Source organism: Streptomyces sp. NPDC048504, from assembly GCF_043200035.1.
In the GTDB taxonomy this organism is placed as follows: domain Bacteria; phylum Actinomycetota; class Actinomycetes; order Streptomycetales; family Streptomycetaceae; genus Streptomyces.
Map to the genome: position 1 here is coordinate 61,227 of NZ_JBICXA010000003.1, position 26,582 is coordinate 87,808.

The window sequence follows — 26,582 nt, forward strand, 5'->3', positions numbered from 1 at the left end:
GGCGGTGGGCAAGCGCTTGCCACGGAGGTGCGTCATTGCGACTCCCAACAGGCGGACGGGCAGGGTGAGTTAGAGAGAACTGATCCGGAATCGCGTGAAACCGGCCGCGCCGGCATGTCCCGTGCCGACGGGCGCGAGCGCGAAGAGCCCGAGCAGGGCGCCGACCCAGCGCCAGGGGGTGGCGGCGAAGACCTGGCCGGTCGGACGCGGCCCGTCCCCGACGTCGTAGAAGAAACGGCACCGCGCCCCGGCGCCGATCTCGATGCGGAGCCGGACCCGGCCCTCGGGGGCGAGGCACGGCTCCCCCGCGTCCCGTTCGCGCTCGGCGACGGGCTCGGCGAAGCGGTGGACGAACATCACCCGGCCGTCCGTGCTCCGCTCCAGCCCGATCCAGCTGTACGCGTCGCCGAGCACGGCGAGCCCAGCTCGTGCGCCCAACTCCTCGCTGTGCAGCCGCAGTTCGACCTCGACCGATACGGGCGTGCCGGGGAGGCGCTGGGTGAGGAGGTTCGGGAGTCGGCGCAGGTCGTGCGCGTCGGCCGAGCGGGCGCAGGTCAGTCGTAGGCCGTCGCCGGAGTGGTGGGTGGCCCAGCCGTCCTGCGGGTTCGCCGTCCACTGCCACTGGCGGCCGTACCGTCCGCCGGGGAAGTCGTCGTCGGTGGCGGGCGCGGCGGACGGCTGCGGCGGGAGGTCCGGTTTCCGGTGTACGGCCACGGGGGCGCCCGCGTCGCCGATGACCGGCCAGCCCTCGTCGTCCCAGCGCATCGGCTGGAGGTGGACCAACCGGCCGTAGGCGCCCCGCTGTTGGAAGTGCAGGAACCAGTCCTCGCCGGACGGGGTGCGCACCCACGCGCCCTGGTGGGGGCCGTTGACGTCGGTGTCCCCTTGCTCCAGGACGACCTTCTCCTCGTACGGGCCGAAGAAGCCGCGTGAGCGGAGCGCGCCCTGCCAGCCGGTCCCAACTCCCCCTGCGGGGGCGAGGATCCAGAACCAGCCTTCGTGCTGGTGGAGTTTGGGGCCCTCCAGGGTGAACCAGCCGGGGATGCGGTCGGCGTCGACGATCACCTTGCCGTCGTCGAGCAGGGTCGTGGCGTCGGGGTGCATGCGGTGGCCGGTGAGGCGGTTCTTGGTGCCCGCGCGGGACTTGGCCCAGGCGTGGACGAGGTAGGCCTCGCCTTCGTTTTCGTCGTCCCACAGGGGACACGGGTCGATCAGGCCCTTGCCCTCCTTGAGGAGGTGCGGGCGGGTCCAAGGGCCGCGTATCTCGGGGGCGTTGATCTGGAAGATGCCCTGGTCGGGGTCGCCCCAGAAGATCCAGAAGCGTTCGTCGTGGTACCTCAACGCGGGGGCCCAGACGCCGCAGTCGTGCCGGGGGGACTTGAACTCCCGTTCTGGTTCGAGGCGTTGGAGGGCGTGGCCGACCAACGTCCAGTTGACCAGGTCGCGGGAGTGCAGCAGCGGCAGGCCCGGTACGCGGCCGAAGCTGGACGCGGTGAGGTAGAAGTCGTCGCCGACGCGGATGACGTCCGGATCGGACCAGTCGGCGTTCAGGACGGGGTTCGTGTACGTCTCGTGCGTCACTGGCTGACCGCCTTCCGCACGAGTGCCGCGGCCTCGGCACGGTCCAGGCTGCCGTCCGCGACGACAGTGACGATCCGTCGTACGACCGTGTCGCCGGGCGGTATCGGCAGCCGCTCCTCCGGTGCCAACGACGCGCCCACGCCCGGGTATTCGGCGGTGCGGACGAACCACGGGTCCTGGCGGGAGCGGTCCGTGGCGCCGGCGAAGACCAGGGTCCAGCCGGTGCCGGCGAGGGCGAGCCAGTCGGCGCGGGTGCCGTGGATCTCCGGTTCGCCCTCGTGGTCGGCGGTGAAGACGCGCGGGGTCTCGGCCTCCTTGCGCGCCCGCCAGAAGAAGCCGCCGTACGCGGCTCCGGGGCGGCCGTTGGTGGCGGGGCTGCCGATCGAGAGGGGGTCGGGCGTCACGTTGGTGAGGGAGAAGGTGAAGTCCAACGCCCAGGCGGTGTCGGTGAGTTCGGTGGCGGCGACCGTACGGCGTTCGCGCAGCAGTTCGGCGCCGGAGGCCACCCAGCGGAGTTCCTCCACGAAGCCGTCGGGGTCGCGGAGCTGGAAGGTGGAGTGGCGTTGGGCGCCGTGGTTGTCCCGTTCCGTGGGGCCCTGGTCACGGACGTAGGTGCGGCCGCCCCAGAAGTTGTGCCCCTCGACGTCGGGAACGGCGACACCGACGCCGAGGTGGTGGGTGTGGTCGACGGGGCTCAGCTCGGTGACCGCCGTGCCGGCCAGGGTGGTGACGGGGTGCAGATACGGGCGCGGGGAGAGCCTGGCGGGCAGCTCGGGCCGGGTGACGTACCGGGCGACCGGGCGGCCCGCGACGCGCAGCACCGGCGTGTCATGGGTGATCATCAGGTGCTCACCTCTTTCGGTGGGGCCCACGAGGCGCCCAGCTCGGAGTAGAGGGCGAGGGTGTCGGCCGCCGCCGTGACCAGTGCGTCGATGCCGGGGACGACCCGGCGGTTCTCGGTGGGGATCAGGTGCCAGGCGTCGGTGGGCAGCGGGGCCGGGTCGGGGGCCTGGCGGATCGCCTCAACCACCTTCATGAAGGCGCCTGTTGTGTCCGGCTCGACCAACAGCGCGTCTCCGTCGGTGAGATGGGCGACCAGGTTCTCCAGCAGGTCCGTGCTGCCGTACTCGAACTCCTCCGGGCCGTGGCCCGCGCGCTGGAGGAGGACGCGGTCCTGCTTGTACCAGTAGGTGATCCGGCCCTGGCTGCCGTGCACCAACACGTAGGGCTCGCCGGGGTGTTCGGCGCACAGGGTCACCGCGACGGTGACCGGGCGGCCCTGGACGGTGGTGACGCGGACGCAGGAGGTGTCGTCGGACTCGATGTCGTTGGCGCGGACGAGTTCGGTCTCGATGCGGACGACGTCCTCGGCGCGGGTCGTGTCGTTGAGCGCGAGGGCGGTGGCGACAGCGTGCGCGAGGGGGTTCGTCAGTGCGCCGTCGATCACGTCGACGCCGTTCAGGCGCCGCTTGCCCGCCCAGGGAGCGCGCCGGTAGTAGGCCTCGTCGCGGGCCCAGGCACCGGCGCCGCCGACGCCGGTCAGCGTGCCGATCGCGCCCTTGGCGATCAGCTCGCGGACCGCGGGCACGGCGTGCGAGCCGAGCGACTGGAACCCGATCTGGCAGACCACCCCGGCCGCGGCGACCCCGTCGGCCATCCGGCGGAACTCGGCGTACGAAGGCGCGGGCGGCTTCTCCAGCAGCAGGTGCACACCCCGCTTCGCGGCGGCCAGGGCGAGGTCCGTGTGGGTCGGGATCGGGGTGCAGATCACGGCGACCTGGGCGCCGGTGGAGTCGAGGAGGGCGCCGAAGTCCGGTGACTGCGCGGGGAGTTCGCCCCCGAGCTCCTCCTCGGTCAGCGGGGTCAGCTCGCAGATGCCGACGAGGCGTACGAGCCCCTTGTCCTGGAGCCGGCGGATGTTCTCGACGTGCCAGCGGCCGTGGCCCCGGGCGCCCGCGAGGACGATGGAGACGGGCGGGGTGACCGCCGTAGCCGCGGGTGTGGTGACGGTCGTAGGACCGGTGTTGGTGGTCATGGGATTCTCCCTGCGTCGACGATCTTCGCCAGCAGGGTAAGCGGTTGCCTCATCCCTTCACCGCCCCCGCGCTGAAGCCGGTGATCAGCCACTTCTGGATGAAGGCGAACACGATCACCACGGGTATCGCCGCGACGATGCCGCCCGCGGCGAGGGCGCCGAGGTCGACGCTGTCCGCGCTCATCAGGGTGTTGAGGCCGACCGGGATCGTCTGCTTGCTCTGGTCGGACAGGAACATCAGGGCGAAGAGGAAGTGGTTCCAGGCGTGCACGAAGGCGAAGGAGCCGACGGCGATCAGCCCGGGCCGCAGCAGCGGGAGGACGACGATGCGGAACGCGGCGAAGCGGTTGCAGCCGTCGACCCAGGCGGCCTCTTCGAGGGACTGCGGGACGTTCCTGATGAAGCCGCTGATGAGGATCATCGAGAGCGGCAGCTGGAAGACGGTCTCCGCGATGATGACGCTGCCGAGCGAGTTGATCATCTGGAGTTTGGCGAAGATCTGGAACAGCGGGACCAACAGCAGGGCGCCCGGCACGAATTGGGAGCAGAGCAGGGCCAGCATGAACGCGCGCTTGATCCTGAACTCGAAGCGGGCGAGCGCGTAGCCGCCGGCCAGCGCGACCACGGTGGTGAGGATCAGGGTGGCCACGCCGACGTAGACGCTGTTCTGGAAGTAGACGCCGAAGCTGCGCTCGGTCCACACCTTCTGGAAGTGGTCGAGGGTCATCGGCCAGGGCACGAGGGAGGTCGAGCCGGCCGGGCGGAACGCGAAGAGCAGGATCCAGTAGAAGGGGATCAGGGTGAAGACGAGGTAGATCCCCAGGGGGACGTAGATCTGCCAGCGCGGGACCTCGTCCCAGGCGCGGCGGACCTTGCGCGGCTGCTGCGGTGCGGCGGACTCCCGCTCGCGGGCCGGGGCGATCTCGGTGATCACTTGTCGCCGCCTCCGAACTTGCTCAGGCGCAGATAGATGATCGAGAAGAAGAGAAGGATGACGAAGGCGACCGTGGTGAGGGCCGACGCGTAGCCGAAGTTGTGGGCCTCGACGCTGGTGTTGGCGACGTACAGCGGGAGCGTGGTCGTCTCGCCGGCCGGGCCGCCGCCGGTCAGGGTGTAGAGGAGGTCGACGTTGTTGAACTCCCAGACCGCGCGCAGCAGTGTGGACAGCACGATCGCGTCCTTGAGGTGCGGCAGGGTGATGTTCCGGAACTGCTGGAAGCGGCTCGCGCCGTCGACCTCGGCGGCCTCGTAGAGGTCCTTCGACACGGACTGGAGGTCGGCGAGGATGAGGATCGCGAAGAACGGGACGCCCCGCCAGAGGTCCGCAACCACCGCTGCGGAGAAGACGGTTGAGGGGTCGGACAGCCAACTCGTGCCGTACTGGCCGATGCCCATGTCGGCGAGGTAACGGGTCACGCCCGTCTGGGAGTTGTAGAGCAGCACCCAGATCGCGGAGGTCAGGACGCCCGACACGGCCCACGGGGAGAACACCAGCGCGCGGCCGACGGACCGGCCCACGAAGGTCTGGTTGACGATCAGGGCGAGTGCGAGACCGAAGAGCAGTTGGAGGCCCACCTCCACGACGACCCACTTGGCGCTGAACGTCAACGTGTCCCAGAACTGGGGGTCGTTGGTGAAGGCGTGGGTGAAGTTGTCGAGGCCCGCGAAGCCGTTGCGCCACGGTTTGGTGGGGTTGTAGTTCTGCAGGCTGTAGTAGAAGACGCTGATGACCGGGTAGGTGATGAAGCCCAGCATGAGCAGCGCCGCGGGGGCGATCAGCAGGTACGGGAGCCTGCGCGGTGTCGCGGAGGCACGGCGCCGCCGGGGTGGCGCGGGCGGTTTCGCCACGGCTGCGGCTTGGGCCATGACTGTTCTCCGTTCAGTACAGGACGCTCAGTGCGGAAGCTCGGTACAGGAGGCTCGGTACAGGAAGCGCTTGCTCGACGGGCATGGGAATCGGGCGTGCGAAGGGTGCTCAACCGGCGTACGGATCAGGCACCTTGCCCGGCCGGGCCAGGAACTCGAAGTCGCAGCCGGTGTCCGCCTGGGTGATCTGGTCGTTGTAGAGCGCGCCGTAGCCGCGCTCGTACCGTGCGGGCGGCGGTGCCCACTCCGCCCGGCGTCGCTCCAACTCCTCGTCGTCCACGTTGAGTTGGAGGGTGCGCGCCTCGACGTCCAGGGTGATGGTGTCCCCGGTCCGTACGAGCGCCAGTGGTCCGCCGACGTACGACTCGGGCGCGATGTGCAGCACGCACGTGCCGTAACTCGTCCCGCTCATCCGGGCGTCGGAGATCCGGACCATGTCCCGGACACCCTGCTTGAGGAGGTGGTCGGGGAGCGGGAGCATGCCGTACTCGGGCATGCCGGGGCCGCCCTTGGGACCCGCGTTGCGCAGCACCAGCACGCTGTCGGCGGTGATGCCCAACTCGGGGTCGTTGATGGTGCGTTGCATGGTCCGGTAGTCGTCGAAGACGACCGCGGGGCCGGTGTGCTTGAGCAGGTGCGGTTCGGCGGCGATGTGCTTGATGACGGCGCCGTCCGGGCAGAGGTTGCCGCGCAGGACGGCCACCCCGCCCTCGGACGCGACCGGGTTGTCGCGCGGTCGGATGACGTCGTCGTTGTGCACCCGCGCGCCGTCGAGCTGCTCGCGCAGGGTGTCGTACGAGACCGTCGGCCGGTCCAGGTGGAGCAGGTCGGTGATGCGGGAGAGGAAGCCGGGCAGGCCGCCGGCGAAGTGGAAGTCCTCCATGAGGTACGTCTGGCCGCCGGGCCGTACGTTCGCGAGGACCGGGACCGTCCGGGCGATGCGGTCGAAGTCGTCGAGCGTGAGATGGACGCCCGCGCGGCCGGCCATGGCGATCAGGTGGATCACGGCGTTGGTGGAGCCGCCGAGGCCGAGGACGGTGGTGACCGCGTCCTCGAAGGCGTCCTGGGTGAGGATCGACGAGAGAACGCGCCCCTTGTGGACTTGTTCAACGATCCTCATGCCGGACTGCGCGGCCATCCGATCGTGCCCCGAGTCCACGGCGGGGATGCTCGACGCACCCGGCACGGTCACCCCGAGCGCCTCGGCGGCGGCCGTCAGCGTGGACGCCGTGCCCATGGTCATGCAGTGCCCGGGCGAACGCGCGAGGCCGCTCTCCAGCTCGGTCATCTCGCACTCGCCGATGAGGCCGGCGCGCTTGTCGTCCCAGTACTTCCACATGTCGGTGCCGGAACCGAGGACCTCGTTGCGCCAGTGGCCCGGCAGCATCGGCCCGGCGGGGACGAAGACGGTGGGCAGGTCGACGGAGGCGGCACCCATCAGGAGCGCGGGCGTGGACTTGTCGCAGCCGCCCATCAGCACGGCACCGTCCACGGGGTACGACCGCAGCAATTCCTCGGTCTCCATGGCGAGGAGGTTGCGGTAGAGCATGGGAGTCGGCTTCTGGAAGGTCTCGCTGAGGGTGGAGACCGGGAATTCGAGCGGGAAGCCGCCCGCCTGCCACACGCCCCGCTTGACCGCCTGGGCGCGCTCACGGAGGTGCACATGACACGGGTTGATGTCCGACCAGGTGTTGAGGATCGCGATGACGGGCTTGCCGAGGTGTTCCTCGGGGAGGTAGCCGAGCTGGCGGGTGCGGGCCCGGTGGCTGAAGGAGCGCAACCCGTCGGTGCCGTACCACTGGTGGCTTCTGAGCTCGTCCGGTGACTTCATACGGACCATCCGGCGGCTATCGCGGCGACCTCGGCGCGCTCGCTCTCGGGCAGGGACCTGCTGGGCGGGCGGACCTCGCGGCGGCACAGGCCGAGGGACGCAAGCGCTTCCTTGACGATCGTGACGTTGTTCGCCGAGCCGTTCGCGGCCCTTAGTTCCTCGAATCGGCGGATCTGTTCCCACACCTTCATCGCCCCCGGATAGTCGCCTGATCGAAGCGCTTCGATCATGTTCAGCGAAACGGACGGGGCGACGTTCACCAGCCCTGAGGTGAAGCCGGTGGCGCCCGCCGAGAAGTAGGAGGGCGCGTACGGTTCGGCCAGCCCGGCCACCCACACGAAGCGTTCGAGCCCCGCGTCCCGCGCGAACCCGGCGAAGCGGGCCGCGTCCGGGACGGCGTACTTGACGCCGATGACGTTCGGGCAGTCGTCGGCGAGTTCGGCGAGGCGGACGCCGGGGAGCTGGGCGTTGCGGATGTACGGGACGACACCCAGGTCGGGCACCGCCTCGGCGATGGCGCGGTGGTAGTCGACCCAGCCGCCCTGCGAGACGTACGGGTGGACGGGCTGATGGACCATCACCATCTGGGCGCCGAGATCGCGGGCATGCCGGGCGGAGGCGATGGCGGTGGGTACGTCGTGGCCGACACCGACGAGGATCGCGGCGCGGTCGGCCGCCTCGTCGATGGTCAACTCCGTGACGAGCTGCCGTTCTTGAGGGGTGAGAGCGTAGAACTCACCGGTGTTCCCATTCGGCGTGACGATCCTGACCCCGCCATCGAGCAGCCGGCGGAGCAAGGCCCGGTGGGTGTCCTGGTCGACGCCGCCGTCCTCGGCGAACGGGGTCACCGGGATCGCCACCACGTCGGCCAGGGCGGTGCGTTGGGCCTCGAACCTCGCCGTCATGCCCGACCGTCCTCTCCGTCTGTGTCCTGTCCTTGGGTGTTCCGCCCATGGGTGTCCCGTCCGCCGGTCTCCAACTCGGTGCCGGGGAAGGCCCGTTGGACGAACGAGGCGATGTGGGCGTGCAGTGCGGTGGCCGCGCCGTCCGCGTCCCCGTCGATGGCGAGCCGCAGGATCTCCCGGTGTTCGCCGGCCTCCCGTTCCCAGGAGGGCGAGGCGGCCCAGGCGACGGCGGAGACGAGGGCCGCCTGGTCGCGGACCTCGTCGAGCATCCGGCCGAGCAGCGGGTTGCCGCACGGCAGGTACAGGGCGCGGTGGAACTCCCGGTTGGCGAGGGAGCGTTCGGCGGTGTCGGTGGCCTCGTCGGCGCGGGTCAGCGCCTCGCGGGCGTCGTCGAGGGAGGCGTGGCGTCGTACGGCACGGCGGAGCGCCTCGGGTTCGAGGAGCAGCCGTACGTCGTACACCTCGCGCGCCATGTCCGCGTCCACCATGCGCACCGTGACGCCCTTGTACTGGTTCATCACGACGAGCCCGGTACCGGCCAGGGTCTTGAGCGCCTCGCGCACCGGGGTCTTGGACACCCCGAACTGCGCGGCGAGGTCGGTCTCGACCAGTGGCTGACCCGGCGTCAACTGCCCGGTGAGGATGCGGCGTTTGATCTCCTCCTGCACGTACTGCGTGCGGGAGGGGATCGGCGTGGGCACAGAGGTCATGCGCGCCTCTCGGATCTCACATATGGCGTCTCATATATGACGTACGAAGTACGACGGGTTGAAGGTAGGAGCGGCCCTGTGTTTCGTCAATGCTTCTGACAAAGGAAGCAGAAAGCGCTTCACATGGTCTTGGTGACGCCTTCGAGCGCGGCGGAGGTGCGGCCGGGGAAGATCGCGGCGGCACGTTCCAGGGCCGCTTCCCTGGTGAGGGTGGGTCCCACGTGGGTGATGAGGAGTTCGCGCGCGCCCTTGGCGCAGGCGGCGGCGTCCTCGGGCGTGAGGTGGACTTGCCGTTCGCCTTCGCGATGCCGGTCGATGTCGGCCTCGCAGAGGAACACGTCGGCGCCGCCCGCGAGTTCGGACAGCGCCTCACAGGGTCCGCTGTCCCCGGAGTACCCGAGGACACTCCCCTGGCTCTCGGCGCGCAGCCCGTACGCCTCGGTGTCGTGGACGACGGCGCGTGCGGTGAGCCGGAGGTTCCAGTGCCGGACGGCGTGGCCGTCGTAGAGCGGCCGGAAGTCGAAGACGCCGCTCAGGAACCGTACGTCCGGCTGCCCGAAGAAGCCGGCGAGCCGGCGGGCGCAGTCCTGCGGGGCGTAGAGCGGGATCGGGGAGGTCGGGGTCATCCCGCCGTAGGCGAACGCGTAGGCCGCCGCGAGGAGATCGGCACTGTGGTCGGCGTGCAGATGCGAGATCCAGATCGCGGTCAGCCGCGCCGGATCCGTGTGCCGCTGCAACTCCGCGAACGTCCCCGTTCCCGCGTCCAGCCACACCTCGGCGCCACCGCCGCGCAGCAGGTACCCGGAGCAGGGGCGGCCGGGACGCGGATGCGGGGAGGCGGTGCCGAGGACGGTGAGACTGAGTGGCATGGTGGGGAAGAGTACGGTTCCGGGGCCCGGGGCACTCACGGTTCAGGGCGTTCCGTGGCGCCCGGCTTCCGGGTGGTCTACGGGGATCCACAGGGCGAAGCGCTGTCAGTACCCTGACGCGGTGATGACCAACGCTCTCCTGTCGAAGGCGATGAGCGGCACCGTCGACCCCCCTCTGCTCCCCCTGCCGGATCGTGTTGTCGAGCTTCTGACGGAGCTGGGCAGCCCGCCGCGGCTGGCGGCTCATCTGCGAGCCGTCCATGACGTCGCGCATCAGCTGGTCGTCTGGCTGGAACAGCGCTACCCGGACGTCGTCTTCGACCGCGAGGCGGTGCTCTTCGGGGCGGCGACGCACGACGTGGGCAAGACGGTGCACGTCTCCGAGCTCTCCGGGCCCGGGGCCGCGCACGAGGAGGCGGGGCAGACCCTCCTGCTCGGGCACGGCGTCAGCCCGGAGCTGGCCCGCTTCGCCGCGACGCACGCGTCGTGGGCTTGGTCACCAGTCGGTCCGGAGGACCTCCTGGTGAGCCTCGCCGACAAGGTCTGGAAGAACAAGCGTGTTCCCGAACTGGAGGATCTCGTCGTGGCCCGGCTGGCCGAAGCGACGGGCAGGGCGGTGTGGGAGGAGTTCATCGCGCTCGATGAGGTTCTCGCCCGCATCGGTGACGGGGCCGACGAGCGGCTGACGTTCCAGGCGTCCTTCCCGATCCACGCCTGAGTGCTCGCCGGACTCTCCTACGGCTTCCACCCCGGGTCACGTCCGCTGAGCCCCAACGCCCTTTCCAGCAGCGGCGCTTCCTCCGCCACCGGCACCACCGGCCCGAAGATGCCGCCCCCGCGGGTCGGGTCCTGTGTGGCCGCGAGGAGGAAGCCGTACGACGTCTGGAGCGCGGCCGGGTCGGGGTCGTAGGGGCGGCCGGTGGCCACCGCCAAGTCCCAGCCGTGGATGACCAGTTCGTCGGCGACGACGGCCGCGGCGACCGCGCCGGGGAGGTCGACGCCGCCCGCGCGGGTCATGCCGGTCCAGGCGGCGGGGTCGCGCCAGGCCTCGGCCAAGTCGTCGAGGGCCTTGGGGAGTTGCTCGCGCCAGTCGGGGCCGATGTCCGGGGCGGTGGCGCCGGGGTTGGTGTCGGTCGTGACGCCCAGGTCCTTGCGCGCGGCGTCACGGAAGGCGACGGACAGGCCGAGCACGTGCCCCAGCATGTTGCGTACGGCTAGCTCGGGACACGGCGTCCCGGCCGTCAGCTGCTCGTCGGTCACCCCCTCGGCGAGCCGTGCGATGACCCGGGTCTGGGGGCCGAGGTCGAGGATCGTGTCATCGGTCATGCGTATCTCCTCAGGGATGGGGCTCCACTCATGAGGTAGACCGGCAGCGGCCCCGAAACTCATCGCGCACCCCCGCCGCGCCTCCACCACCGCGCGTTTCTACGGCACCTGCCCGATGCCGTCGCCCCCGCCTTAGACCCACGATGACCAGGCATGACGACAAACTGGACCGTCACGCGCATCCTGCGGGACCGCAACGCGGGGCTGTATTTCGTGGGCCTGGTCGTGTCCGCCTTCGGCACGTCCGCGCTCGGGCTCGCGGCCGGCGTGTGGGTGAAGGACCTCACCGCCTCGAACGGCCTCGCCGCGCTCTGCACCTTCACCGTGTGGGCCCCGACCCTGTTCGGCCCTGCCCTCGGCACGATCACCGACCGCGTCCGCCGCAAACCCCTGCTGATCAGGACGAACCTGGGCCTCGCCGCCCTCCTCCTCACCCTCTTCGCCGTCCACTCCCGCGCCGACCTGTGGCTCCTCTTCGCCGTCCTGTTCGTCTACGGCACCACCGTCGTCGTCCAGGATCCCGCCGAGTCCGCCCTCCTCGCCGCCGTCGTCGACCGCGACCTCCTCGGCGACTTCAACGGGCTGCGGATGACGGCCGTAGAAGGCATGAAACTGGTCGCTCCACTGACGGGCGCGGGCCTGTACGCGGCGTTCGGCGGGCCTGCGGTGGCCGGTCTGGACGCGGTCACGTTCGCGCTGGCGGCGGCCCTGTGGCTGCTCGTCCGCGCGCGGGAGGAACGGCCGCGGCGCCCCGCCGGCACCTGGCGGGCCCAAACCGCCGAAGGCGTACGCGAGTTGTGGGGACATCCCCTCCTGCGCCCGCTGGTCCTGGCGGGCGGGGCCACCATGTTCCTCGCCTCCCTGAGCAGCTCCACGACCTACGCGATCGTCGACGCCCTGGGGCACGACCCGGCCTACACGGGCGTGCTGTACGCGTCCCAGGGCACCGGTTCGGTGGCGGTCGGTCTCGTCTCCGGACCTGCTCTACGACGGCTCGGCGAGCGGCGGTTCGGGGCAGCCGGCATCGCCCTCACGGCGGCCGGGGTGACCGCACGGGCGGTGCCGTCCGACCCGGTGATCCTGGCGAGCAGCGCGGCGATCGGGCTGGGGCTCCCGTGCGTACTGATCGCCGCGTTCACCGCAGTGCAGCGGGAGTTGCCGGATCCGCTGCTCGGCCGGGCCACCGCCACCGCCAACACCCTGATCTTCACACCGAACGTGATCGGCCTGGGGGCGGGTGCGGCACTGGTCGAACTGGCCGACTTCCGGGTGCTGTTGGTGATGACCGGCGCGGCGTTGCTCGCAACGAGCATGTCCTTGACGGTACTGGGGACGACCGTGTCTCAGACGCTGCTTTCACCGGGCGCGCCCCCGGCGTTGCCCGCACCGGACGCGCCTCCGCCACTGCTTGGTCCGGACGCGTCTCCGGCATCACTTGATCCGGGCGTATCTCCGACACTGCTCGCCCCCGGCGCGTCTCCCCCGTCGCTTGGGCCAGGCGAAACTCCGGCGCTGCTTGACCCAACCTCGCCCTCAGCACCACCCGCACCGGACACGCCTCCCCAGCCGCTCGCCCCCGGCGTGTCTCCCCCGTTGCTTGGGCCAGGCATGACTCCGGCGCTGCTTGACCCGGCCTCGTCCCCAGCACCACCCGCACCTCCCGCACCGGACACGCCTCCCCCGTAGCCCGCGCCCAGCGCATCTCCCCCATGGCTCATCCTGGACGCGCCCCCGCCTCAGAGTCCGCCCAACGCCTCCCGTACCTCCGCCAGGTCCCCGTCCGACGCCAACCCCGCGTGATACAGCCGCAGTTCAGTCGCCCCGAGGCTCCGGGCCCGGTCCGCGTCCGCCGCAAGCGCCCCCGGCCGGCCGCCCATCCCGGAGACCACCGTGAAGTTGGCGGCCAACACGGCCCCGTCCGCGGCCTGTTCGGCGAACGGGGTCAGGAGGCCCGCGCCGCCCGTGCAGGGGACGATCACGCCGTCGGCCACGGAGAGGATGTGGCCGGGGTCCACGCCCGCGTTGGCGCCGCAGTGGTACGACACCGGGTCCGCGTGGAGGAGTACCTGGAAGTCGGCGGGTGCGGCCGCCCGGACCGCGGCGACCGCCTTCTCCTGGAGGGTGCGGGCCCGGTCGTCGCGCCACGCGCGCGTGGCCGTCGCGTTCGTGTCGCCGAGGAGTTTCTCGACCCCCGCCCAGCCGCCGTCGGAGGGCGCGCCCTGCCACACCGGTTCCAGCGCGGTGCGTACGGCCGCCGCCAACTCCTCGGCGTCGAGGCCCTGTTCGCCGTAGCCCTCCCGGCAGGTAGGGCAGAAGCACAGGGCCATCAGGTACTGACCGGCGTCCCCGAGGCCGATGCCGGCGGTCTTGTCGTGGGCGTGCAGGTGGGTGAGGCCGTACCAGCCGAGGGACTCCAGTTCGGTGCCGCGCGCGCCGGGGCGTACGGCGGCCTCGGCGGCGAGGTCGACGAGGTACGCGCGTGTGGCGGGCTGCGCGATGCAGGGCGCCCAGGGGTAGCGGTCGCCGTAGGCGTTGACGACGGAGGTGCCCGGATGGTCCGCGCCCAGGCGGGAGTTGTGGGCCAGCACGACCCAGGTGTGGACCTCCAGGCCCGCGTCCGCGAGGGCGGTGGCGGCCTCGCCGTAGGCGTCACCGGGGGCCCAGTCGCCGGCCGGGTACGGCCTCAACTCCCGTCCCTGCCAACGGTTGTCCGGTGGGTAGAGGACGGCCGCGTGCTCGGCGGTGACGATGCGGTGGCGCGGGTGGCGGGGGGTCAACGCGCGCGTGGAGTGGTACGCGGAGGCCAGGGTCGCCTGCTGGACGCCGAGTTCGGCGATCCTGACGCCCGCCGCCGGGTCGCCGTTGACGTCCCAGGGGTAGACGAATGCCGATGCCTTCACGCGCCGTCCTCCATCTCCGGCACCATCGCCGACTCCATCTGTGACTCGATCAACGTGTAGCCGCGTTCGATGAGTTGGGCGAGCTGCTTGACGTGGTCCTCGGTCGGTTCGGTCAGCGGCGGGCGGACCTCGCCGACGTCCAACCCCCGCATCCGCACACCCGCCTTGACCAGCGAGACGGCGTAACCGCGTCCCTGGGCGCGCAGTTCGACGAACGGCAGGTAGAAGCCGTCCAGGAGGCGGTTGGCCGTGGTGTCGTCGCCGGTCGCGAGCGCGCGGTGGAAGGCGAGCGCGATCTCGGGGACGAAGCAGAACACGGCGGAGGAGTAGAGGGTGATGCCGATGCCACGGTAGGCGAGCTGGGTCTGTTCGGCGGTCGGGAGTCCGTTGAAGTACAGGAAGTCGCCCGGGACTTCGGCGCGTACGGTGCTCACGATCCGCTGCATCAGGTCGAGGTCGCCGAGGCCGTCCTTGAAGCCGATGATGCCGTCGGTGCGGGCGAGTTCGACCACCGTGGCCGGGGTGAACACCGCGTTGTCGCGCTGGTAGACGATGACGGGCAGCGGGGTCGCCGCGGCCACCTCGCGGTAGTGCCGCAGCAGCCCCTCCTGCCCGGCGACCACGAGGTACGGCGGCATGGCGAGCAGCCCGTCCGCCCCGGCGGCCTCCGCGAGCCGTGCGTACCGTACGGCGAGCGCGGTGCCGTAGCCCGCGCCCGCGACCACCGGCACCCGGCCCCCGGTCGCCTCCACGGCGGCCCGCACGCACGCCTCGAACTCCTCCGGCAGCAGCGCGTGGAACTCCCCGGTGCCGCAGCACGCGAACACGGCGGCGGCCCCGGCCTCGACGCCCCGGCGGACATGCGCGCGGTAGACGTCGAGATCGACGGCGCCGTCGGGGCCGTACGCGGTGACGGGGAAGAACAGCGGCCCGCTGGGGATACTGAGCCGGTCGGCGAGAGGGGCTGGCGTCACGGGCTCTCCCTTGAAACAGGCGCGTGCGTTCTTCTGATCAACGTCTACATTTCTGAACAGCCCCACCCTAAGGATCTGCCTCAGGGTGGGTCAAGCAGGCAAATGAGCAAGAAGGAAGCGGATTTCCCAGGTCCACGCCACACTTGACGGGCATGGCGGACGATCCCTAGCTTGTCCATGCATGTGAACTCTATTCACGGATGAGGCCGATCATCCATTGCCGACCCCAAGGAGACCGAGGATGCCCGCTCCCCGCACCATTCTGCTCACCGGCGCCGCAGGCGGGCTCGGCACCCTGATGCGGGGCCTGCTCCCCTCGTACGGCTACGAGCTGCGGCTGCTGGATCTGCGCCCGGTCGAGGGCGAGCCGGACGCGATCACCGCCGACCTCTCCGACCGCGCGGCGCTCCGCGAGGCCGTGCGGGGCGTCGACGCGATCATCCATCTCGCGGGCATCTCCCTGGAAGCCTCCTTCGACAAGATCCTCAGGTCGAACATCGAGGGCACGTACAACCTCTACGAGGCCGCCCGCGAGGAGGGCGTCCCCCGCATCGTCTTCGCCTCCTCCAACCACGCGGTGGGCTACACACCGAGGCCGCAGGCCGGAGACCCGCTCATCCCCATCGACACCCCGCACCGCCCCGACACCTTCTACGGCCTGTCGAAGTCCTTCGGTGAGGACCTGGCGCAGCTCTACTGGGACAAGCACGGTCTGGAGACCGTCTCCGTGCGCATCGGCTCCTGCTTCGCGGAGCCCAGCAGCGTGCGCATGCTGTCCGTGTGGATGAGCCCCGCCGACGGCGCCCGCCTCTTCCACGCGGCCCTCACCGCCGAGGACGTCCAGCACACCGTCGTCTACGGCTCCTCCGCCAACACCCGCCTGTGGTGGGACCTGTCGACCGCGCGGGCGCTCGGTTACGAGCCGCAGGACGACTCCGAGCCGTACGCCGAGAAGATCATCGCCGAACAGGGCGAGCTCCAGCCGGACGTCGAGGCGCACGCCTATCTCGGTGGCCACTTCGTGAACGACCCGCCGATCTGGCCGTACTGACGGGAAAAGGAACTCCGGGGAGGCGGGCGGGCACCGAACGGGCCCGCCCGCAGGCATGTTCGGGCAGGGACCCTGCCCGATCTCACGCGCCGACGCACAGCCGCGCAGGTCCGCGACGGGCACACCGCTCGGTAAACGGTCACACACGGGCAGCATCGGGCGTGCAACAGGCCTGGTCAGTGCCGCGCACCCGCTGTAGAACTTCCCCCAAGGGTCCCACCGGGCCCGAACGGGCAGTACTCCAGGTGAGCGGGAAGGCGGTGTCGGCCATGAGCACGAGTTCGGCGGAGGAACGTCAGCGGGAGATCGTGCGGGCCGCGCGCCGCACCGGCTCGGTCGACGTCACCGCGCTCGCCGCCGAGCTGGGCGTGGCCAAGGAGACCGTACGGCGCGATCTGCGCGCCCTGGAGGACCACGGGCTGGTCCGCAGGACCCATGGCGGTGCCTACCCCGTGGAGAGCGCCGGCTTCGAGACGACGCTCGCCTTCCGCGCCACCAGCCACGTCCCGGAGAAGCGCCGGATCGCCCTCGCCGCGGCCGAGCTGCTCGGGGACGCCGAGACGGTCTTCGTCGACGAGGGCTTCACCCCCCAGCTCATCGCCGAGGCGCTGCCCAGGGACCGGCCGCTGACCGTGGTCACCGCGTCCCTGCCCGTGGCCGGCGTGCTCGCCGAGTCGGAGAACACCTCGGTGCTGCTGCTAGGCGGCCGGGTCCGGCACGGCACCCTCGCCACCGTGGACCACTGGACGACGAAGATGCTCGCCGGCTTCGTCCTCGACCTCGCCTTCATCGGCGCCAACGGCATCTCCCGCGAACACGGCCTGACCACGCCCGACCCCGCCGTCAGCGAGGTCAAGGCACAGGCCATCCGCGCCTCCCGGCGCACCGTGTTCGCGGGCGTGCACACCAAGTTCGGGGCGGTCAGCTTCTGCAGGTTCGCCGAGATCGGCGCCCTGGAGACGATCGTCACGAGCACGCTGCTCCCGTCGGCCGAAGCCCACCGCTACTCGTTGCTGGGGCCACAGGTCATCCGCGTCTAGAACGTCCTGAGCGTCTGGCGCGCCGTTTGAAAACCCAACTCACCCACCAGGGGTGTGCCGTTCCCGTGCGCACCCTATTTCTCCCCATATCTGCAGGAGCGATCCATGCGAACCCAGAGCCGACGACGGCCGCCGCGAGCCACGCTCGCCCTGGCCGCCGTAGGGACGCTGCTCGCCCCGCTGCTCTCCGGCTGCTGGGTCGGAGCGGGCGGCGCCGGATCAGGCGGCAACTCGATCAACGTCCTGATGGTCAACAACCCCCAGATGACCGAACTCCAGAAGCTGGCACCGAACTTCACGAAGGAGACCGGCATCAAGGTCAACTTCACGGTGCTGCCCGAGAACGACGTCCGCGACAAGATCAGCCAGGACTTCGCCAACCAGGCCGGCCAGTACGACGTCGCGACCCTCTCCAACTACGAGATCCCGATCTACGCCCGCAACGGCTGGCTGCACGAGATGGACTCGTACGTCGCGAAGGACCCGGCCTACGACGAGCAGGACATCCTCAAGCCGATGCGGGAGTCCCTGACCGCCGACGACGGCAAGCTCTACGGGCAGCCGTTCTACGGCGAGTCGTCCTTCCTGATGTACCGCAAGGACGTGCTCGCGGCGAAGAACATCACGATGCCCGCGCACCCGACCTGGACCCAGGTGGCCGACATAGCCGCCAAGGTCGACGGCGCGAAGCCGGGCATGAAGGGCATCTGCCTGCGCGGGCTGCCCGGCTGGGGCGAGCTGATGGCGCCGCTGACCACCGTCGTGAACACCTTCGGCGGCACCTGGTTCGACAAGAACTGGAAGGCGCAGCTCGACTCCCCCGCGTTCGAGCAGGCGACGAAGTTCTATGTCGACCTCGTCCGCAAGCACGGCGAGTCCGGCGCGGCCCAGTCCGGCTTCGCCGAGTGCCTCAACAACATCACCCAGAGCAAGGTCGCCATGTGGTACGACGCCACGTCGGCGGCGGGCTCGCTGGAGGCCAAGGGCTCCCCGGTGAAGGGCAAGATCGGTTACGTCCCCGCGCCGGTCGAGAAGACCGACTCCTCCGGCTGGCTGTACACGTGGGCGTGGGGCATCCAGAAGGCGTCCCACAACTCCGACAAGGCCTGGAAGTTCGTGTCCTGGGCGTCCGGCAAGCAGTACGAGCAGCTGGTCGGCGAGAAGGACGGCTGGTCCAACGTGCCGGCCGGCAAGCGCGCCTCGACGTACACGAACCCGGACTACGTCAAGGAGGCCGCCGCCTTCCAGGAGATGACGAAGGCGGCCATCGAGGGCGCCAAGCCCAACGACCCCGGCGTACAGCCGCGGCCCGCGCCCGGCATCCAGTTCGTCGACATCCCCGAGTTCACCGACCTCGGCACGAAGGTCTCCCAGGAGATCAGTTCGGCCATCGCCGGACGGCAGTCCGTCGACTCGGCCCTGAAGAAGTCCCAGAAGCTCGCCGAGCAGATCTCCAAGGAGTACGAGGGACGATGACCGCCACGACAACGGCCCCTCTGGCCACCAGTCCGACCCGTACCGCGCGGCAGCCCTCCGACCGACTGCGCGCCTGGGCCACCCGTGCCCCGCTGCTCCCCGCCCTGGTCTTCATGATCGTCGTGACCCAGCTCCCGTTCGTGGCCACGCTGGTGATCTCGTTCTTCGACTGGAACGCGCTCTATCCGAAGGCCCGGCACTTCACCGGTCTCGACAACTACCACCAGGTCCTGACCGACGCCGACCTGCGCCACTCCGTGTGGACGACGATCCTGCTCACCGTGGCGGTGGTGCTGGCCAGCCTGGTCTTCGGCCTGCTGCTCGCGCTGCTCCTGGACCGGAAGTTCCGCGGCCGGGGCTTCGTCCGCACCCTGCTGATCGCCCCGTTCCTGGTGGTGCCGGTGGCCGCGGCCCTGCTCTGGAAGCATGTGCTCTACAACCCTGAATACGGCCTGCTCAACGGTCTGTTGCACTATGTGGGCGGCCCACAGCCGGACTGGATCTCCAACACCCCGCTGCTCGCCGTGGAGGCATCGCTGGTGTGGCAGTGGACGCCGTTCATGATGCTGATCCTGCTGGCCGGGCTGCAGAGCCGCGACCACCAGCAGATCGAGGCCGCGAAGGTGGACGGCGCCAGCGACTGGCAGGTCTTCCGCTATCTGACGCTCCCGCACCTGCGCCGCTATCTCGAACTCGGCGCCCTGCTGGGCTCGATCTACATCGTCCAGAACTTCGACGCGGTCTTCACCATCACGTCCGGCGGCCTGGGCACCGCCAACCTGCCCTACACCGTCTACCAGAGCTTCTACCAGGCGCACGAGAACGGCCTCGCCTCGGCGGCCGGCGTCCTGGTCGTCATCGGCTCGATCATCATCGCGACCTTCGCCCTGCGGGTCGTGTCGTCCCTGTTCCGTGAGGAGGCGTCCCGCGCATGAGCAGCATCGCCGTACGCGCGCGTGCCCGCCGCAAAGGCGCCGGCCTCGGCCTGGTGGCCTGGGTGCTCGGCATCGTGTTCTTCCTGCCCATCGCCTGGATGGCGCTGACGTCCTTCCACTCGGAGGCGGACGCGGCGACCAACCCGCCGTCCTTCGGGGCCGCCCTCACCCTGGACGGCTACCGGGACTTCTTCGGCACCGGAGGCGGCGCGAGCCCCTGGCCGGCGCTCGTCAACTCGTTGGTGGCGTCGCTGGCTTCGACGCTCTTCGTGCTGCTGCTGGCGTTCCCGGCGGCCTACGCGCTGTCGATCCGCCCGGTGAAGAAGTGGACCAACGTCCTGTTCTTCTTCCTGTCCACGAAGATGCTCCCGGTGGTGGCGGGCCTGTTGCCGATCTACCTGTTCGCGAAGAACGCCGGGATGCTGGACAACATCTGGCTCCTGGTCATCCTCTACACCTCGATGAACCTGCCGATCGCGGTGTGGATGATGCAGTCCTTCCTCGCCGAGGTCCCGGTCGCCGTCATCGAGGCGGCACAGATCGACGGCGCCCGGCTGCCGACCATCCTCGCGCGCGTGGTCGCCCCGATCTCCCTCCCGGGTATAGCCGCGACAGCCCTCATCTGCTTCATCTTCAGCTGGAACGAGCTGCTGTTCGCCCGGGTCCTCACGGGCGTGGTCGCGGAGACCGCGCCTGTCTTCCTGACCGGCTTCATCACCAGCCAGGGCCTCTTCCTGGCGAAGGTGTGCGCCGCGTCGCTCGTCATCTCCCTGCCGGTGCTCGCCGCGGGGTTCGCCGCCCAGGACAAGCTGGTCCAGGGCCTCTCCTTGGGAGCCGTGAAATGAAGGCCGCCGTCATCGAGTCCGTGGGCCGCGCCGTCGTCACCGAGGTCCCCGACCCGACGCCGGGCCCCCGCGAGGTCGTCGTCGAGGTCGCCGCCTGCGGGCTGTGCGGCACCGATCTGCACATCCTCCAGGGCGAGTTCGCGCCCAAGCTGCCGATCGTGCCGGGCCACGAGTTCGCCGGCGAGATCGTCGCGGTCGGCACCCAGGTGACCGAGGTCTCGGTCGGCGACCAAGTAGCCGTAGACCCATCCCTCTACTGCTACGAGTGCCGGCAGTGCCGCAACGGCCACAACAACCTCTGCGAACGCTGGGCCGCTATCGGCGTCACCACGGCGGGCGGCGCGGCCCAGTACGCCGTCGCCCCCGTGGCGAACTGCGTGAAACTGCCCGAGCACGTCCGCACCCAGGACGCGGCCCTCGTCGAGCCACTGTCCTGCGCGGTACGCGGCTACGACGTCCTCAAGTCCCGCCTCGGCGCGCACGTCCTGATCTACGGCTCCGGGACCATGGGCCTGATGATGCTGGAGCTGGCCAAGCGCACCGGCGCGGCGAGCGTCGACATCGTGGACCTGAACCCGGCCCGCCTGGAGACGGCCCGCACGCTCGGTGTCTCCGGGTCGGCGGCGAACGCGGACGAGCTGGACCGGCCGCAGGGCTGGGACCTCGTCGTCGACGCGACCGGCAACGCGGCCGCGATCCAGGACGGCCTGGACCGGGTGGCGAAAGCGGGCACGTTCCTGCAGTTCGGGGTGGCCGACTACGCGACCCGGGTGTCGATCGACCCGTACCGCATCTACAACCAGGAGATCACCATCACCGGCTCCATGGCGGTGCTGCACAGCTTCGAGCGGGCGGCGGAGCTGTTCGCGAACGGCGTCCTCGACCCGGAGATCTTCATCAGCGACCGGATCGAGCTGGAGCGGTACCCGCAGGCGCTGGAGCAGTTCGCGGCGGGGGTGGGCCGGAAGATCGTGGTGATTCCCTGAGCGAATCGACGGGGTTCGAGCCGGTACTTCCAAAGCTTGGCCAATTGGTCACTTGGTAAGGGAACGGCAAAATGGTCTCGGTCGTTCACGAGGCATGACAGCTATGACCCCTGGCTCGAACATCCCTCTTCCGGTCTCCCGGGTGGCGGTCGATGTCTCCGCTCCCGTGCGGCTCGACGTGTCGAGCCTGCTGCTCACCGGCGACGGCAAGGTGCGCTCGGACGACGACTTCATCTTCTACAACCAGCCGAACGGCCCGGGTGTGACGTACCGCTCCGGCGGCGGTACGTCCCCGGACGCGATCACCGTCGACACTGCCGCGGTGCCGCCCGGGATCGAGAAGATCGTCGTCACCGCGAGCCCCGACGCCGCGGGGCAGACCTTCCAGGGCATCGAGCCGACGGCGACGATCCGCAACGCGGAGGACGGCTCGGTGCTGGCCACCTTCACGCCTCCTCAGCTGGGCACCGAGACGGCCCTGGTGGTCGTCGAGATCTATCTGCGCAACGGCGTCTGGAAGGCCCGCGCGGTAGGCCAGGGCTATGCGAACGGCCTGGCGGGCATCGCCACGGACTTCGGCGTCTCGGTGGAGGAACCGGCCGCGGCTCCGGTGGCCCCGCCCACCCCGACGGTGCGGACCCCGGTGGCACCTCCCGTGCCGCAGGCTGCCGCGACTCCCCCGCCGCCGCCCGCCGCACCGCCGCTCGGCGCCGGAAAGATCAACCTCGACAAGGGCCGCGTCAGCCTCCAGAAGAACCAGACCGTCTCCCTGGTCAAGGGCGGCCGCCCGCTCCTCTCCCAGGTCAAGATGGGCCTCGGCTGGGAGCCGGCGTTCCGCGGCAAGGACATCGACCTGGACGCCTCGGTCATCGCCTACGGCCCGCAGCGCAACCACATCGACAGCTGCTACTTCGGCAAGCTCTCGATCCTGAACGGCGCGATCAAGCACTCCGGGGACAACCTCACGGGCGAGGGCGGCGGTGACGACGAGGTGATCGTCGTCGACCTCGGCCGCATCCCCCAGGAGGTCACCGGCCTGGTCTTCACGGTCAACTCCTTCTCCGGCCAGAAGTTCACCGAGGTCGCCAAGGCCTACTGCCGCCTCCTGGACGCCGCGACCGGCGAGGAACTGGTCCGCTTCGACCTCACCAACGCCGAGTCCCAGACCGGCGTGATGATGGCGAAGCTGGTCAAGCAGTTCTCCGGCGAGTGGGACATGACCGCGATGGGCGACTTCGTGAAGTCCCGCACGGTGCGCGGGATGGTGAAGCCGGCCGCCCAGGCGCTGTAACCACCCCACACAGTCCTACGACCGCTGCGGGCGCCCCTGATCGAGGGGCGCCCGGGGTTCAGCTCACTCCCCCTGGGCGGCCGCCGGCCGTAGCCCGTCCGTCAGCAGGGACAGATAGCGGCGGAGGTACTTCCCCTGGCCGTTCGCCAGCTCCGAGGCCGTGGACACCCCGTGGGCCAGCCGCAGGACCTCGATCGGCTCGATGTCCTGACGCAGGGTCCCCTCCCGCTGTGCCGCCTCGACCAGCCGCTGCGCCGCGCTCTTCATATGCGTACCGCAGGCCGTGAGCGCGCGATTGCTGCCGTCCGCGACGGCCGAGCCCAGCAGGGCCTTCATGCCGCGCACCTGGATCGTGCCGACGCACACCTCGTACAGCCACTCGGCCAGCGCCTCGCCCGGGGGCAGTTCCTTCGCGAGTTCGTCGGCACGGGTCCCGAGCGCCTCGATCCGGTCGACGTAGGCCGCCTCCAGCAGCGCCTGCCGGGTCGGAAAATGCCGGTACAGCGTCCCCGACCCGACGCCCGCGCGCTTGGCGATGTCGTCGAGGGACGCGTTCTCCCCGTGCTCGGCGAAGGACTCCGCCGCCACCTTCAGCAGTCGGTCGTAGTTGCGCCGGGCGTCCGCGCGCATGGGTCTGACCTGCGCCATCCAGATACTCCTTGCGAACCGGGGACTGTCTCCGTATCTTACCGAGTACTAAACGGAGACAGTCCCCGCTTATTGCTGCGGGCAGTCCGTGCTGCCCGCACGTCTTTCACACGGGGACGCCAGACCGGGAGAACTCCATGTCCACCCCGTCCGCACCGTCCACCGCCGATGCTCTCTCCGCACCACCCCGGCCCGCCAGGCTCGGTACCGTCCTCTTCGTCGTCGTCACCGCCTACTTGATGGTCGGCGTCGACTCCACCGTCGTCAACGTCGCGCTGCCCGACATCCAGAAGGACCTCGGCTTCAGCCCCACCGGCCTGTCCTGGGTCCTCAACGCCTACACGCTCGCCTTCGGCGGGCTGCTTCTGCTGGGCGGCCGGGTCGGGGACATCGCCGGCCGCCGCCGTACGCTCACGATCGGCGTCCTGCTCTTCGCGACCTCGTCGCTCCTCGGCGGACTCGCGACCGACAGCGCCTGGCTGCTCGCGGCCCGCGCGCTGCAGGGCGTGGGCGCCGCGCTCATCGCACCCAACACGCTCGCCCTGATCACCACCAACTTCCCCGAGGGCCCGCGCCGTCACCACGCGCTCGGCATCTACACCTCCATGGCCGGCATCGGCGCCTCGATAGGGCTGGTCATCGGCGGCATGCTCACCTCCTGGGCATCCTGGCGCTGGTCGCTGCTGATCAACGTGCCGATCGGTGCGGCCGTGGCCCTGGCGCTCCCCCGCTTCGTCGGCGAAACCCCGCGCCACGCGGGCCGGTTCGACGCGGCGGGCGCGCTCACCGGCACCGCCGGGATGACCTCGCTGGTGTACGCGTTCATCCGGGTCTCGTCGGACGGATGGGGCGATGCGCAGGCGCAGTTGGGCTTCAGTTTCGCGGCGGCCCTGCTGGCGGGCTTCACCCTGGTCGAATCCCGCGCCACCCAACCGATCATGCCGCTGCGCCTGTTCACCAGCCGCAACCGCGCGGGGGGCTACGTGGGCGTTCTGCTGCTGCCTGCGGGCATGTTCGGCGCGTTCTACTTCCTCACGCTGATCAGTCAACGGGTCCTGGACTACAGCCCGTTGCGCGCGGGTTTCGCCTTCCTGCCGATGACCCTCGCGCTGTTCACGGTGGTCCGCTTCGTGCCGCGCCTGCTGCCCCGCTTCGGTGCCAAGCCGGTGCTGCTCACCGGCATGGCCCTGCTCGTCGTCTCGGCGGCATGGCTGTCGCAACTCCGCGCGGACGACGGCTACTTGACCGGACTGCTGGGCCCGCTGCTCCTGCTGGGCGTGGGTGTCGGCCTCAGCTTCATGCCCCTCAACGCGACGATCCTCGCGGGCATCCAGCCCCGCGAGGCGGGCGCCGCGTCCGGTCTCCTCCAGACCCTCCAGTGGCTCGGCGGCACCCTCGGCCTGTCCATCCTCGTCACGGTCTTCGGTACGGCGACCCGGCATGCGACCGGGTCACCGTCCGAGATCCTCGTCCACGGCTCGGCCCGGGCGTTCGGCGTCGCCGCGCTGATCGCCCTGACCGCGCTGCTGGTGTCGGCGTTCGTGATCACCGGCAGGAAGACCGAGGGGGCCGGGAGGACCGAGAAGGCCGTCTAGAACAGCGCGCTGTACGCGTTCAGCGCGGGCTGGCCGCCGAGGTGGGCGTAGAGCACGGTGGAGTCGGCTGCGATCTCACCGCGGGCGACCAGGTCGACCATGCCGGCCATCGACTTGCCCTCGTACACGGGGTCGGTGACCATCCCCTCGGTGCGGGCGGCGAGGCGCATCGCCTCCAGGGTGGTCTCGTCCGGGATGCCGTAGATGCCGGCGTGGTAGCGGTCGTCGAGTTCGACGTCGTCGAGGGTCAACTCACGCTTGACGCCGATCAGTTGGGCGGTGCCCTGGGCGATGCGGGCCACCTGCTCGCGGGTCTCGGCGGGCTTCGCCGAGGCGTCGATGCCGAGCACCCGGCGCTCGCGGCCGCCCGCCTCCTCGATCGCCCGGAACCCGGCGACCATGCCCGCCTGGGTGGAGCCGGTCACCGAGCACACCACCACGGTGTCGAAGAAGACGCCCAACTCCCGCTCCTGCTGGGCGACTTCGTGGGCCCAGTTGGCGAAGCCGAGGCCGCCGAGCGGGTGGTCGGAGGCACCGGCCGGGATGGCGTACGGCTTGCCGCCCGACTCCTCGACCTCCCTCAGCGCCTGCTCCCAGCTCTCCTTGAAGCCGATGCCGAACCCGGCCTTCACCAGGCGCACGTCGGCTCCGGCCAGCCGGCTGATCAGGATGTTGCCGACCTTGTCGTAGACGGAGTCGGGCCACTCCACCCAACTCTCCTGGATCAGCACGCACTTGAGCCCGGCGCGGGCGGCGCAGGCCGCGACCTGGCGGGTGTGGTTGGACTGCACGCCGCCGATCGAGACGAGGGTGTCGCAGCCCTTCGCAAGGGCGTCGGCGACGAGGTACTCCAGCTTGCGGGTCTTGTTGCCGCCGTAGGCGACACCGGAGTTGCAGTCCTCGCGCTTGGCCCACATCGTCGCGCCACCGAGGTGGGCGGTGAGGCGCTCCAGCGGGTGGACGGGCGAGGGGCCGAAGAGGAGGGGGTAACGATCGTACGAGGAAAGGGACATGGGTTCTCCAGGGTCAGTCGGCGTCGGCCAGGTCTGCGAGGGTGTGCCAGATGTCGGCCGTGACGCGGACCGCACCGTCCGTGTCACCTTCGGCGCAGGCCTCGATCAGCCGCTCGTGCAGTCCGGCCGAGCGGCATGAGCCGCCCTCGCCGAAGCGTCGTCGCTCCAGTCGGCGGATGAGCGGGGTGTAACGGGCGATGGTCGCGGCGGCGGCGCGATTGCCGCTCACCCGCACCGGTACATCGTGGAGTTCGTCGTCGGCGCGCAGGGCCGCGTCCACATCACCGGCGGCCACGGCGGCGGCGAACCGGTCGTTGGCCGCGCGCATCACGTCGACGTCCGTGTCCCGCAAGAGGGGTACGGCGACCCGTGTCACCAACTCGTGCATGGCCCCGACCACGGCGGCGGCGTCCCGCACCTCGGCGGCCACGACCGGCGTCACCCGGGTGTAGCTCTGCGGCTTGCTCTCCAGCAGCCCCTCCTCCACCAGCCGCGAGAACGCCTCGCGTACCGGCGCGCGCGACAAGCCGAGCCGCCCGGCGAGATAGGCGTCCCGCACCACGGCGCCGGGCTCGATGTCACCGGCCACGATGGCGTCGCGGATCGCTTCGTAGGCACGGTCGCGGAGGAGGGTGCGCGGGACGGGCCGTAGAGCTTCCATGAACCGAATAGTAGAAGTGAAATGTTAGATGTCAATCTTGGGGC

24 protein-coding genes and 1 pseudogene are annotated in these 26,582 nt (G+C 70.3%); 10 read left to right on the top strand and 15 right to left on the bottom strand.

What is annotated here, in order from left to right; translation table 11 throughout:
- Positions 1–69 precede the first annotated feature (69 nt).
- The 9 genes from ACGFY9_RS08010 to ACGFY9_RS08050 form a co-directional block, all read right to left on the bottom strand.
- A complete protein-coding gene (locus tag ACGFY9_RS08010; protein WP_393752908.1) occupies positions 70–1,581 on the bottom strand; it encodes a family 43 glycosylhydrolase in 1,512 nt (503 codons plus the stop codon).
- The gene (locus ACGFY9_RS08015; protein WP_393752909.1) at positions 1,578–2,423 is read right to left on the bottom strand and encodes a PmoA family protein; all 846 of its coding nucleotides are present in this window, start codon (positions 2,421–2,423) and stop codon (positions 1,578–1,580) included. The genes ACGFY9_RS08010 and ACGFY9_RS08015 overlap by 4 nt, the downstream gene beginning before the upstream one ends.
- Complete coding sequence (locus tag ACGFY9_RS08020) at positions 2,423–3,616, bottom strand: Gfo/Idh/MocA family protein (RefSeq protein ID WP_393752910.1); 1,194 nt, start codon at positions 3,614–3,616, stop codon at positions 2,423–2,425. The genes ACGFY9_RS08015 and ACGFY9_RS08020 overlap by 1 nt, the downstream gene beginning before the upstream one ends.
- Positions 3,617–3,665: 49 nt before the next feature.
- A complete protein-coding gene (locus ACGFY9_RS08025; RefSeq protein WP_393752911.1) occupies positions 3,666–4,550 on the bottom strand; it encodes a carbohydrate ABC transporter permease in 885 nt (294 codons plus the stop codon).
- Positions 4,547–5,482, bottom strand: a complete 936-nt coding sequence (locus ACGFY9_RS08030) for a carbohydrate ABC transporter permease (protein WP_393752912.1) — start codon at positions 5,480–5,482, stop codon at positions 4,547–4,549. The genes ACGFY9_RS08025 and ACGFY9_RS08030 overlap by 4 nt, the downstream gene beginning before the upstream one ends.
- Positions 5,483–5,591: 109 nt before the next feature.
- Positions 5,592–7,322 carry an L-arabinonate dehydratase gene (araD, locus tag ACGFY9_RS08035; RefSeq protein ID WP_393752913.1) on the bottom strand — a complete coding sequence of 577 codons (1,731 nt, stop codon included), beginning with the start codon at positions 7,320–7,322 and terminating at the stop codon, positions 5,592–5,594.
- Positions 7,310–8,218 carry a dihydrodipicolinate synthase family protein gene (locus ACGFY9_RS08040; RefSeq protein ID WP_393752914.1) on the bottom strand — a complete coding sequence of 303 codons (909 nt, stop codon included), beginning with the start codon at positions 8,216–8,218 and terminating at the stop codon, positions 7,310–7,312. Before ACGFY9_RS08040 ends, araD begins: the two co-directional genes overlap by 13 nt.
- Entirely contained in the window at positions 8,215–8,928 is a 714-nt protein-coding gene (locus tag ACGFY9_RS08045; RefSeq protein WP_393752915.1) for a GntR family transcriptional regulator, read from the bottom strand. Before ACGFY9_RS08045 ends, ACGFY9_RS08040 begins: the two co-directional genes overlap by 4 nt.
- A gap of 119 nt (positions 8,929–9,047) precedes the next feature.
- Entirely contained in the window at positions 9,048–9,797 is a 750-nt protein-coding gene (locus ACGFY9_RS08050; RefSeq protein ID WP_393752916.1) for an MBL fold metallo-hydrolase, read from the bottom strand.
- A 124-nt stretch (positions 9,798–9,921) separates the two neighbouring features.
- On the opposite strand from ACGFY9_RS08050, the gene ACGFY9_RS08055 reads away from it, so the two are divergent.
- Complete coding sequence (locus ACGFY9_RS08055; protein ID WP_393752917.1) at positions 9,922–10,515, top strand: HD domain-containing protein; 594 nt, start codon at positions 9,922–9,924, stop codon at positions 10,513–10,515.
- Between the two features lie 17 nt (positions 10,516–10,532).
- On the opposite strand, the gene ACGFY9_RS08060 is transcribed toward ACGFY9_RS08055, so the two are convergent.
- Entirely contained in the window at positions 10,533–11,123 is a 591-nt protein-coding gene (locus ACGFY9_RS08060) for a TIGR03086 family metal-binding protein (RefSeq protein ID WP_393752918.1), read from the bottom strand.
- Between the two features lie 153 nt (positions 11,124–11,276).
- Between ACGFY9_RS08060 and ACGFY9_RS08065 the strand changes: the two are divergent.
- Positions 11,277–12,473, top strand: a pseudogene (locus tag ACGFY9_RS08065) (MFS transporter); the annotation flags it as partial.
- Between the two features lie 386 nt (positions 12,474–12,859).
- Here the strand turns inward: ACGFY9_RS08065 and ACGFY9_RS08070 are convergent.
- Complete coding sequence (locus ACGFY9_RS08070; protein ID WP_393752919.1) at positions 12,860–14,023, bottom strand: hypothetical protein; 1,164 nt, start codon at positions 14,021–14,023, stop codon at positions 12,860–12,862.
- Positions 14,020–14,997, bottom strand: coding sequence for a 5-dehydro-4-deoxyglucarate dehydratase (locus ACGFY9_RS08075; protein ID WP_393752920.1), 978 nt, complete (start codon positions 14,995–14,997; stop codon positions 14,020–14,022). Before ACGFY9_RS08075 ends, ACGFY9_RS08070 begins: the two co-directional genes overlap by 4 nt.
- 241 nt (positions 14,998–15,238) lie before the next feature.
- Here ACGFY9_RS08075 and ACGFY9_RS08080 point away from each other — a divergent pair, with 241 nt between their 5' ends.
- From ACGFY9_RS08080 to ACGFY9_RS08110, 7 genes are all read left to right on the top strand, one after another.
- Entirely contained in the window at positions 15,239–16,048 is an 810-nt protein-coding gene (locus ACGFY9_RS08080; protein ID WP_393752921.1) for an NAD-dependent epimerase/dehydratase family protein, read from the top strand.
- Between the two features lie 269 nt (positions 16,049–16,317).
- Positions 16,318–17,088: a DeoR/GlpR family DNA-binding transcription regulator gene (locus tag ACGFY9_RS08085; RefSeq protein WP_318015573.1), complete on the top strand. Its 771-nt coding sequence runs from the start codon at positions 16,318–16,320 to the stop codon at positions 17,086–17,088.
- A 105-nt stretch (positions 17,089–17,193) separates the two neighbouring features.
- Positions 17,194–18,564, top strand: coding sequence for an ABC transporter substrate-binding protein (locus tag ACGFY9_RS08090; RefSeq protein ID WP_393752922.1), 1,371 nt, complete (start codon positions 17,194–17,196; stop codon positions 18,562–18,564).
- Positions 18,561–19,499: a sugar ABC transporter permease gene (locus ACGFY9_RS08095; RefSeq protein ID WP_366432130.1), complete on the top strand. Its 939-nt coding sequence runs from the start codon at positions 18,561–18,563 to the stop codon at positions 19,497–19,499. The genes ACGFY9_RS08090 and ACGFY9_RS08095 overlap by 4 nt, the downstream gene beginning before the upstream one ends.
- Positions 19,496–20,344 carry a carbohydrate ABC transporter permease gene (locus ACGFY9_RS08100; RefSeq protein WP_393752923.1) on the top strand — a complete coding sequence of 283 codons (849 nt, stop codon included), beginning with the start codon at positions 19,496–19,498 and terminating at the stop codon, positions 20,342–20,344. Before ACGFY9_RS08095 ends, ACGFY9_RS08100 begins: the two co-directional genes overlap by 4 nt.
- Positions 20,341–21,330, top strand: a complete 990-nt coding sequence (locus tag ACGFY9_RS08105) for a zinc-dependent alcohol dehydrogenase family protein (RefSeq protein ID WP_393752924.1) — start codon at positions 20,341–20,343, stop codon at positions 21,328–21,330. Before ACGFY9_RS08100 ends, ACGFY9_RS08105 begins: the two co-directional genes overlap by 4 nt.
- A gap of 103 nt (positions 21,331–21,433) precedes the next feature.
- Complete coding sequence (locus tag ACGFY9_RS08110; RefSeq protein ID WP_393752925.1) at positions 21,434–22,621, top strand: TerD family protein; 1,188 nt, start codon at positions 21,434–21,436, stop codon at positions 22,619–22,621.
- Positions 22,622–22,684: 63 nt separating this feature from the next.
- On the opposite strand, the gene ACGFY9_RS08115 is transcribed toward ACGFY9_RS08110, so the two are convergent.
- Positions 22,685–23,269, bottom strand: coding sequence for a TetR/AcrR family transcriptional regulator (locus tag ACGFY9_RS08115; protein ID WP_393752926.1), 585 nt, complete (start codon positions 23,267–23,269; stop codon positions 22,685–22,687).
- A gap of 137 nt (positions 23,270–23,406) precedes the next feature.
- Between ACGFY9_RS08115 and ACGFY9_RS08120 the strand changes: the two genes are divergently transcribed.
- On the top strand, positions 23,407–24,864 hold the full coding sequence (locus ACGFY9_RS08120; RefSeq protein ID WP_393752927.1) for an MFS transporter: 1,458 nt from the start codon (positions 23,407–23,409) through the stop codon (positions 24,862–24,864).
- On the opposite strand, the gene ACGFY9_RS08125 is transcribed toward ACGFY9_RS08120, so the two are convergent.
- Both ACGFY9_RS08125 and ACGFY9_RS08130 read right to left on the bottom strand, forming a co-directional pair.
- Positions 24,861–25,877, bottom strand: coding sequence for a 1-aminocyclopropane-1-carboxylate deaminase (locus ACGFY9_RS08125; RefSeq protein WP_393752928.1), 1,017 nt, complete (start codon positions 25,875–25,877; stop codon positions 24,861–24,863). The genes ACGFY9_RS08120 and ACGFY9_RS08125 overlap by 4 nt on opposite strands.
- A gap of 13 nt (positions 25,878–25,890) precedes the next feature.
- Positions 25,891–26,538: a GntR family transcriptional regulator gene (locus tag ACGFY9_RS08130; RefSeq protein ID WP_393752929.1), complete on the bottom strand. Its 648-nt coding sequence runs from the start codon at positions 26,536–26,538 to the stop codon at positions 25,891–25,893.
- Between the last annotated feature and the right edge of the window lie 44 nt (positions 26,539–26,582).